This is a genomic window from Gilliamella sp. Choc6-1 (assembly GCF_001690385.1).
Lineage (GTDB): Bacteria > Pseudomonadota > Gammaproteobacteria > Enterobacterales > Orbaceae > Gilliamella > Gilliamella apicola_A.
The window spans coordinates 1-9,396 of the sequence record NZ_LZHI01000054.1 but is presented as its reverse complement, the minus strand read 5'-3'; the positions used below and the strand labels follow the sequence as shown (position 1 = coordinate 9,396).

9 protein-coding genes are annotated in these 9,396 nt (G+C 35.2%); all 9 read left to right on the top strand.

The window, feature by feature from the left end; translation table 11 throughout:
- Nucleotides 1-908 (top strand): M15 family metallopeptidase (locus A9G36_RS09910; RefSeq protein ID WP_141670636.1); only part of this gene is annotated, 908 nt, incomplete at its 5' end.
- Entirely contained in the window at nt 892-1,314 is a 423-nt protein-coding gene (locus A9G36_RS07405; RefSeq protein WP_065585588.1) for a hypothetical protein, read from the top strand. The genes A9G36_RS09910 and A9G36_RS07405, both read left to right, overlap by 17 nt.
- A gap of 142 nt (nt 1,315-1,456) precedes the next feature.
- Nucleotides 1,457-2,800, top strand: a complete 1,344-nt coding sequence (locus A9G36_RS07400; RefSeq protein ID WP_065585587.1) for a peptidoglycan recognition protein family protein — start codon at nt 1,457-1,459, stop codon at nt 2,798-2,800.
- Nucleotides 2,781-3,494: a hypothetical protein gene (locus tag A9G36_RS07395; protein WP_065568849.1), complete on the top strand. Its 714-nt coding sequence runs from the start codon at nt 2,781-2,783 to the stop codon at nt 3,492-3,494. Before A9G36_RS07400 ends, A9G36_RS07395 begins: the two co-directional genes overlap by 20 nt.
- A gap of 260 nt (nt 3,495-3,754) precedes the next feature.
- Nucleotides 3,755-6,127 carry a hypothetical protein gene (locus A9G36_RS07390; RefSeq protein ID WP_065585586.1) on the top strand — a complete coding sequence of 791 codons (2,373 nt, stop codon included), beginning with the start codon at nt 3,755-3,757 and terminating at the stop codon, nt 6,125-6,127.
- Nucleotides 6,128-6,177: 50 nt separating this feature from the next.
- Nucleotides 6,178-6,672, top strand: coding sequence for a peptidoglycan-binding domain-containing protein (locus A9G36_RS07385; RefSeq protein ID WP_065585585.1), 495 nt, complete (start codon nt 6,178-6,180; stop codon nt 6,670-6,672).
- 165 nt (nt 6,673-6,837) lie between these two features.
- On the top strand, nt 6,838-7,230 hold the full coding sequence (locus tag A9G36_RS07380) for a hypothetical protein (protein WP_065585584.1): 393 nt from the start codon (nt 6,838-6,840) through the stop codon (nt 7,228-7,230).
- A 7-nt stretch (nt 7,231-7,237) separates the two neighbouring features.
- Nucleotides 7,238-8,650, top strand: a complete 1,413-nt coding sequence (locus tag A9G36_RS07375; RefSeq protein WP_065585583.1) for a hypothetical protein — start codon at nt 7,238-7,240, stop codon at nt 8,648-8,650.
- Between the two features lie 217 nt (nt 8,651-8,867).
- On the top strand, nt 8,868-9,299 hold the full coding sequence (locus A9G36_RS07370; RefSeq protein ID WP_065585582.1) for a hypothetical protein: 432 nt from the start codon (nt 8,868-8,870) through the stop codon (nt 9,297-9,299).
- The last annotated feature ends 97 nt before the right edge of the window (nt 9,300-9,396 follow it).

Genomic DNA, 9,396 nt, shown 5'->3' with positions numbered 1-9,396 from the left:
GTTGGACAGCGGAGCAGATAGGGCATTTACTGGTGAAATATGAAAGTGAATGGTATGCTGATGAAGAATTAAGTAAATGGAATGAGATAGATAACCTATATGAACAAGAAAAACAGCAAAAAAAAGAAATCATCGAAGAAGAGTTAAACAAACTCGGACTAACCTTACCTTATCAGCGAGACTCTGCCATGAAAAAAGTGGACGAAGCGCACGAATATGTCAAAAGCAACTGGCAACTAGAAAAAGAAGAGCGCATAAAACCATCTTTATGGTGGAAAGAAGTGGCACAGGCACAAGCCCAAAATCAAACAACTAGCACAGAACAAAGTGAAGCTAATACGCCTAAACTGTCCAATCTATCCGCAGACGGCAAGGCATGGTTTATTCATCCGGTGGCGATGATGGATTATTTTAATGTTATAGAAAATAAGAAAACTGAAACTTGGGATAGTGTTACAAACTCTAGAATTGCGTTATTACACCCGAGAATTCGTCAACATACTTTAGATTTTATAAATGACGCTGAAAGCAAATTAAATTTAAAGTTAAGGGTTTCTGATGGTTATAGGTCTATTGAAGAACAAAATAAACTTTACGATAAAGGTAGGAAAAATTCAGATCCTATTGTGACAAAAGTTAAAGGTGGATATAGTTTTCATAATTATGGATTGGCGATTGATGTGGTAGAAATTTTAGATAAAAAAGCCATTTATTTTGACAATAAGCACCCGAAAATAAAAGAAATTGTAGAGATAGCAAAATCATACGGTTTTTTATGGGGTGGGGACTGGGTTACATTTAAAGATTATCCACACTTTGAATTTAGATACGGTTTTACTACTACTCAACTTTTAAAAAAATATAATGCTGGAGATATAGATGATGAAGGTTATGTCAATATTAATTAATATGTTAATATTTTACTTTCTTATTGGAAATGCTAATGCAGATGTTTTTGAAACTCAATCTTTTTCATCTGAAGGGGCAGAATTAATTTGTGATTATAAAAAAAGTAACGAATTAGTATTAAATGTTTATGGAGAAACATTTGCAAGTAAAATTAAAGTTATAAAAAGTAAACCTCATAATTATAACATCAATGCTAAATTTGATTATTATAATCTCCCGATTTATGAAAAATTTCGCAATATTTTAAGTGTTAATTATGATTTTTATGTTGAAAATGATCAAGTTATTGAATCTTCATTGCTAGACTCTGATTTAAAGCAAGTAATAAAAGATATTTATAAATCTATCAAACAAATTTTAAAAGAAGCTCATGAAAATCAAAAATGTTTATCATGGGTTTTTTAGTGAATCATTAATAATATACGTGATTTGTTGTAAAACTTATCAGATAACAATAAAACATAGAACGAGTAGTGAGCATCAATGAAGTTTACTGGAGCATGACGGCTTGATAGCGATAGAGGAATACAACACAACCTAGGTACAAGTGACGGCACTGGATGAGCAAACGCTACCGATACAAGGTTGGGTGAATATAAAAGACAATGTACAAGTGCATATCAAACGGCGTAGTCCATGGCACTGGCCTGGGTTTGAAACGATAGAAGAAAAGGCCACGGTCGGTGAATTATCTGACAAGATAGGTAAGAATAAAGTGGCGAAATTGGATTTAGCCGATTACACCCCAGCGATGCGGGCATTAGACCAAATCTTAACCGGCACACTGATATATTCAACCCAACGAAAAAAAGACCTACCGCCACCGACTTTTACGGATAGAGATTTAAAGGAAGGATTACGCAGAAGTTGGACAGCGGAGCAGATAGGGCATTTACTGGTGAAATATGAAAGTGAATGGTATGCTGATGAAGAATTAAGTAAATGGAATGAGATAGATAACCTATATGAACAAGAAAAACAGCAAAAAAAAGCACTTATTGAAGCGGGATTAGATAAACTTGGTATCACCGAGCCTTATCAGCGAGACTTTGCCATGAAAAAAGTGGACGAAGCGCACGAACATGTCAAAAGCAACTGGCAACTAGAAAAAGAAGAGCGCATCAAACCCTCACTGTGGTGGAAAAAAGTGGCACAGGCACAATCATCTCAAAAATCAAACGACAACACCCTAGCACTTTCTAACCTATCAATGGATGGTAAAGCATGGTTTATGAATCCTGTTGGAGTTATAAATATTTTTAATAAAAAATCTAATATAAATAATGAAGGATTTATTTGTAATGACAGTATTATTCAATACCAAGTTAAAAAATTGGAACGGGGAAATATCATTGGTCCCAATGCCATTGTTTTGCATAGAACATATTCAAAAGGAAGTGCAATTAATGTTATTGAAAATACTTGGAAATCACCTTGGAATAAAGACAATATTGGCGCACATTTTGTTATAGATAAGGATGGAACAATTTATCAAGTTGTAAGTTTGAAAAAATATGCTAATCATGTAGGAGTCATTAGACCTCGTTGTGAATTGACTAGAACTTGTGATACAAACTATAGATCAAAAACTTATAGAGAAAAATATTTATCTGAATTAAAAAAAGATTATCCAGAACGTTATCTGTATAACAAAGATAGTATAGGTATTGAAGTTGTTGCGTGGTGGGACGACAAAACTAAGTTATGGGATGATGCAACACCTCAACAATTAGAATCAATTAGAAATTTAGTTATTTTTTTACAAAAGGAGTTTAATTTAAATGATAAAGACTTGTATCAACATCAGTGCATTGCTTATAAAACAAGTGGAGAAGGTAAAAATCTGTATCCTCCTGCTGATAATTGGAATATTGATCCCCGTCACTACTAGTGCCAATAATCGTGATGAAATCAAAGTATTATCGCTAGAAAAGGTAGTTGCGGTAGAAATGGACCGCAACGATCATCTTTACGATTTATGTAATAAATGGAAATTAGGCAAAAAGGAAATAGCCCGTTTCTTCTTGACTGCAAAGAAATCTATCGATTCAGATCAAATAAATTCGTTTAACTTTTATAATTGCAACATAAAAGGTGAATTATTGATTAATGGAATAAAAAAAGAATATAGCATTGATTTAGGTGGAGTAGCAGTTATTCATGAAGGTGATAACGCTGAAGAGATAGTATTTGGTTGTTCTAAAGGCGAGTGTTTGAAATACGTTCATAATGAACCTTATATAAATCACGATGAAATCAAAGTACTGTCAATAAAAAAAGTAATTAAGGAGGGTAGTGACGATTATCTTAACGATTTATGTAATAAATGGAACTTAGGCAAAAAAGATATAGCCCGTTTTTTCTTGACCGCAGAAAAATATATCAATTCAGCTCAAATAAGTGCTTTCGACGTTTATACGTGTGAAATAAATGGTGAATTATTAATTAATGGAGTAAATAAAAGTTATAGTATTGATTTGGGGGGGCTAGCATTTATTTCCGGAGAAAACAAAGATCAGATAGCATTTGGTTGTTCTAAAGGCGAGTGCTTAAAATATGTTCATTATGAGCCGTACATAGATTAGAAAAAGGTTTGGTAATGCAAAAATCTATTCAAAAACAATGTACTAAAAAAGAAAGACAAGACTGCGAAAAAGCTGTGGTAGAGCCTGGCAGTGAACCATAATCAAATAAGCAAAAAGATACTTTTTATAAAGAAACAATGTAATCTTATTTCCCAAGTTTATTATTGATTAATGGGCAAAGAGAAATATTAATGCTAAATATATTCGATAAGTAAAAACTTATCAAATTAAAATAAAGATAAGAAATTTATGAACGTAAAATGACCATCAAAAAAATAGACGATTTCACATTTCCAATAGGCGAACAACCACTTAGTCAAGACGCCTATTATAAAGCCTTATCAGAAGCAAACAGCGGTTTTTATCCTTTTGGTACCAATGGCATATGGCATGGTGGTATTCATCTTGATGAACAGGTACTAAAAAAGATAGGGCGTGACGATAAACTGCGCTGTATGGCACATGGCGAGGTGGTCGCCTATCGCGTTAATGACGTTTATCCAAAGATGGTATACAACGACAATATTAAACTCGAAATCCCCTATCAAGCCCAGCAAAAAGTGGCGTATTTTTCAACAGGTTTTACTTTAGTTCGGCACTATTTAGCCATGCCCAAGATAGGCATTTCAACTCAAGCGCCCCCGTCGATAACCTTATACAGTTTATATATGCACCAGCTTGATTGGTACGGTTATCAACAAAAAACACAAGAAAGTGGTAATCAAATTACCTACCCCCATTATTGGCAGGCTGTGTCAGGGATAGTTAATCAGGAAAAAGCCGACACCATTAAAGGCAGTGTAATACGAGAAAATGGAAGCCAAACAACCGTTGTTGGATTACTACTCAAAGGCAGTAAAGTCCGTTTAGGCGAACGACATCCAAAAAAGGCGGGCTGGTATAAAATCGTATCGATAACTGCAGGGACAGTAGTCACCGCAACTGGATTTAAAAAGGAATTAGGCAATATCACGGGGTATGTCTGGCATAAGGATATTGGCACGCAAGACAGCGAAAGACCAACCGGAAAGAGTGCGGATGCAGATAGGGACTACGAAATCTGCCGCGAAGATAATGACAAGCTGGGCAAACCCGAAGTCGCCGTCAAAGGCATTGCAATATATGCCACCGCCAACGAAACGCAAACGCTCACATACTTACCCAAAACGGCAAGTTTTGACTTTGACGGACAAGAAAATGGTTACGCTAAAATCCGCAAAATTAGCCATGTTGACGTTCCCGCTCTACTAATGGCTGAAAATGGCAATGATAATGCCCCACATAAAGGCTATGTCAAATTAACCACCTTAACCTTAACCCATCTCAAACCAGAAAAGTTAGACAAAGTGGTGGTATTAAAAGCGCCTATCCCCATCAACAAAGGCGACTTTATTGGCTATATTGGACACCATGTCAGCCAAAGCCAACGTTTTGACGAGCCAAAAGACGCCCCTTTAGCCAATATGAAACGTGCCTCAAAGAGCCAATTACCACGACTAGCCCATATTGAACTCTTTACTTGTGATGATTTACCCACATTTATCAATCAAAGCCAAGCATTAGCCGACCGATTACCAGACAATGAAAAAACAGTGATTTTAGTTGAAAAACAAGCACAATTAATTCAAGCGCACAAACCAGCTGGCTTTCTACGGGCAGGATTAGGGATAACATTTATCGGTAATCCAAGCCACTATTACGTTAACATCTATCCCCAATATACATTAACCTACCCAACCCCTTCCCACATTGCTTTTGATACGAAAACAAACCAACACCGTTTAACCAAGCAAGACAAAGCCAATCTGATTGCACATTATCAAGCTACCTATCCCGAATTAACGGTAAATGATATACCCGATGAAGTTGAACGGATTACTAACGACTCCACACCAGCAAATAAACCAACCCAAATAACTCTCCGCTTTATGGTCAAAAACAAACCGTACTGGATAGCGTCGAAAGCCGTTTCTCATCTACAAGGAAAAGACGGCGAGCTTAGTTCAGACATCCAGTATTGGACTCAATTCCCATTAACATTAGATAATCTCCCAGCAACAAAAGACAAAGACAAAGACAAAGACAACAATATTGTCGCCTATCCCCGCACCCTATCCCTAAACGCATTAACGCATGACGGCTTAATCGCCATCGATGATAAAAAAGAGAAATGGGTACACGTGACCGCAGGCAACCAACAAGGCATACCAATAACCGGTTGGGTCAATCTAAAACAAGCCCATATCAAACAGATTAGCCCATGGCACTGGCATGGATTTAACACCATAGAAGAAAAAGCAACACTAGGCGAATTATCCGACAAAATCAGCAAAAATAAAGTCACCACCTTAGATTTAGCCGATTACACCCCAGCAATGCGGGAATTACATCACATCTTAACCGGAACACTACGTTATTCAATGCAGCGCAAAAAAACAACCCAACCGTCTTTTACTGATGGCGATTTAAAACAAGGGTTACGCACAAGCTGGACGGCGCAGCAAATAGGCCATTTACTTATAAACTATGAAAGTGAATGGTACGCCGATGAAGAATTAAGTAAATGGAATGAGATAGATAGCCTATATGAAGACGAGAAACAGCAAAAAAAGAAATCATCGAAGAAGAGTTAAACAAACTCGGCCTAACCTTACCTTATCAACGTGACTTTGCCTTAAGAAAATTGAACGAAGCCCACGAACATATCAAAACCAACTGGCAACTTGAAAAAGAAAAACGCATAAAACCATCTTTATGGTGGAAAGAAGTGGCAGAAGCACAAACAGCAAACTCTAACCAATCCTCTGTTAATGCTAACACACCGATACTTTCTAACCTATCAATGGATGGAAAAGCGTGGTTTATTCATCCGGTGGCGATGATGAATTATTTTTCTGAAAAGAATCTTCTTTTCAAAAAAGGCGATAAACATGAAATTATTCGGGAAATTAATATCAGACTTGCTGGATTTGGTGGCAATGTACCAACCGATGAATTTACCGACAGAACGGAGAATATGATTAAACAGTTCCAACGTGACTATATGAAAACCGACGAGACCGGCGTTGTTGATTTAGAAGTAATAAAAGCTATCGATGAATTTCAAGAGGAATACCCTATAGAAACCTATTTTGCCCAAGCTAAATGTAAATGTTCAACATTGAAATTAGTAGCGTGAGATAAAATATGCGGCGGTTTTGGACTTGGAAGACATTCTGAGCAAAAACAAAAAGCAACAATTAATGAAAAAAGAAGAGAATATGAATATCCAGGGTTACATAGAACTTTATTTTGGGTATTAAGAGCATGGAAATTTTATTTAGCACACTTTGATCAACGAAATATGAAAATTAGCTCAGTTGAATCTGGATATCGTTGTTGGTCTGATAATAACGCTCATAATTTCAGAAAAACTACTAATCATATGGGAAAGGCTCTTGATATTCACATGGTTTACAATAATCCTAAAATCACAGTATCTAATTTATGTGACGATGCAAGAGAAGTGATGATTAAGTATTGTAATGCACATTATAGATGGTATGTTGAAAATGTTATTTCTTTAGAGGCAGGTAATCGAGTAAAAAAACCAAAAGAGCAAGCTGTAGCATCAACATGGGTACATTTTGATGTAAGAAGTTTCGAAATAGATTATTTGAAAGATGAATATTTTGCCAAAAGCGTTGAGCAAGTTAATGGATTACCAATGCGAACATTAATAATTAATAAAGGTTAAAAAACGTATGAAGACAATCAAATTACATTTTATTTTATTTTTATTATTCTTGAGGTTAATTGCATCATCAGCTACAGCTGATGAAAAAAAAACGCTGGATAATTGGGGAATTATTTATGGTATTAGCGGTACATTGATAAATGAAACAACGGTTGATTTTGATATAAAATTGCTTGGTAATAAATTTTATTTTAATAATCAGTCGTTTTTGATTACACGTAATACTATGCCTGCAAAAGATTTTTTTATAAATAATAATATTGAACAAACATATTTTGATTTAAAAGAACAGCAAGAATTACTAGCGTATAATTATAATATTAAATTAAATGATAGCATTACTTATCTTCAATTTGATAAAACCATTGATAATAGTCTATTAAAACAATATGTAACACAAAATAGGCAAGTAATATTATTGGACGATATACTACTTCTATTTGGAAAAAATGGTGAACCAGTATTTTATTCAAAACCTTATTTTGAAAAGGCATTTATTAAAGATGTACCTCAATTACCCATAATTGCGGTGCCATTTAATGCAGATGATGCTTTTATATTATATCGAGATGAAGTATTAAAAAAGTTATCCATTCATTACAAAAATTTTTTGGATCTTCCATGGTCTGCAACAGATATATACGGAGCAAAATTTTCTCCCATTTCATCCATTATAAATCCAATATTTATTGATGTATTCTGGGACAGTGGTGAAGCAGATTCATTTTTATATCTGTTTTCAAGTGATTATAAAGTTCTAGATAAACTATTAATTTTTAGCTACATAACCACAACTCGTGGAGGTCCTGGCGGTGATGGGCAAGCTGTTGGTTATCGTTACTTTACCATTGACAAAAACTATTTTATCGAACGTCGCCAACGCTTTGAAGATGAAACAATGGAGATTCAACATTTTCAGGTCACCAATAAAGGAAAGTTTCAAGAACTGCCTACTACCTCTAATTGTTACCGCGAATTTGCCATTAAAGATAAAAGTCAACACTCAGCACAAAGTCTTCTCTTAACCAGTAATCAAGCAAATAACTATTTACGTTTTGATGGCGGAAGATTAGATGAGCTTGATGATGTCACATTAACCTTCAATCCCAATGAAAAAACACTTTGTGTGAACTATCAACAGGCTTATTCAGTCACCTTTGGTAAGGCCAATTCAAAACAATTTTTTGATAATGAGGCATTATATCAACAGCAAGTAGAAAATTTTAAAAAATATCACATTGATATCAGTAACGAATTGGAATATGTCACATTTGAAAATATTGATGAACTACCTATAGTTAAATTTTTATTAAATGGCAATCAAGCCATTTATATGAACAATACATTATTTATTGTAGGTAAAGATTATTTTGTGGCTTATAGACAACCAACAAAAGAGGAGTTAGTTTATACTCAGTAGCACAAAGGTATTAATGATTTACCATGAAACGAGCTTTAGCAGATGGATTACTGGAACGTGAAAAGACAATCATTTTAGTTGAAAAAGAGACCCATGTAGCCCATGGCACTGGTCAGGTTTTAAAACGATAGAAGAGAAGGCAACGGTAGGCGAATTATCTGATAAAATTAGCAAAAATAACGTTGCCACCTTAGATTTAGCCGATTACACGCCGGCGATGCGAGAATTACAGCAAATCTTAACCGGCACACTGATATATTCAACCCAACGAAAAAAAGACCTACCGCCACCGACTTTTACGGATAGGGATTTAAAGGAAGGGTTACGCAGAAGTTGGACAGCGGAGCAGATAGGGCATTTATTGATAAACTATGAAAGTGAATGGTATGCTGATGAAGGGTTAAGCAAATGGAACGAAGTTGATGAGCTATTTGAAGAAGAAAAGCAACAACAAAAAGCGCTTATTGAAGCGGGATTAGATAAACTTGGCATCACCGAGCCTTATCAGCGAGACTTTGCCATGAAAAAAGTGGACGAAGCGCACGAACATGTCAAAAGCAACTGGCAACTAGAAAAAGAAGAGCGCATTAACCCGTTATTCTGTATTAAACAATCGATAATAATTCAGAGGATAATAAACCTTGTATGATCGTAATTGTGTAAAAAACACACCATAAATAAGTAGGGCAAAGCTCACGCTAATACGAAAGTAAAAGACAATATTTTTTGTTTAGGTACATTCGAAT

What these genes read in the sequence shown, in the direction of transcription:
- A9G36_RS07405 (WP_065585588.1), top strand. Translation starts at nt 892, where the DNA reads ATGTCAATATTAATTAATATGTTAATATTTTACTTTCTTATTGGAAAT.
- A9G36_RS07390 (WP_065585586.1), top strand. Translation starts at nt 3,755, where the DNA reads ATGACCATCAAAAAAATAGACGATTTCACATTTCCAATAGGCGAACAA.
- A9G36_RS07380 (WP_065585584.1), top strand. Translation starts at nt 6,838, where the DNA reads ATGAAAATTAGCTCAGTTGAATCTGGATATCGTTGTTGGTCTGATAAT.
- A9G36_RS07375 (WP_065585583.1), top strand. Translation starts at nt 7,238, where the DNA reads ATGAAGACAATCAAATTACATTTTATTTTATTTTTATTATTCTTGAGG.
- A9G36_RS07370 (WP_065585582.1), top strand. Translation starts at nt 8,868, where the DNA reads ATGCGAGAATTACAGCAAATCTTAACCGGCACACTGATATATTCAACC.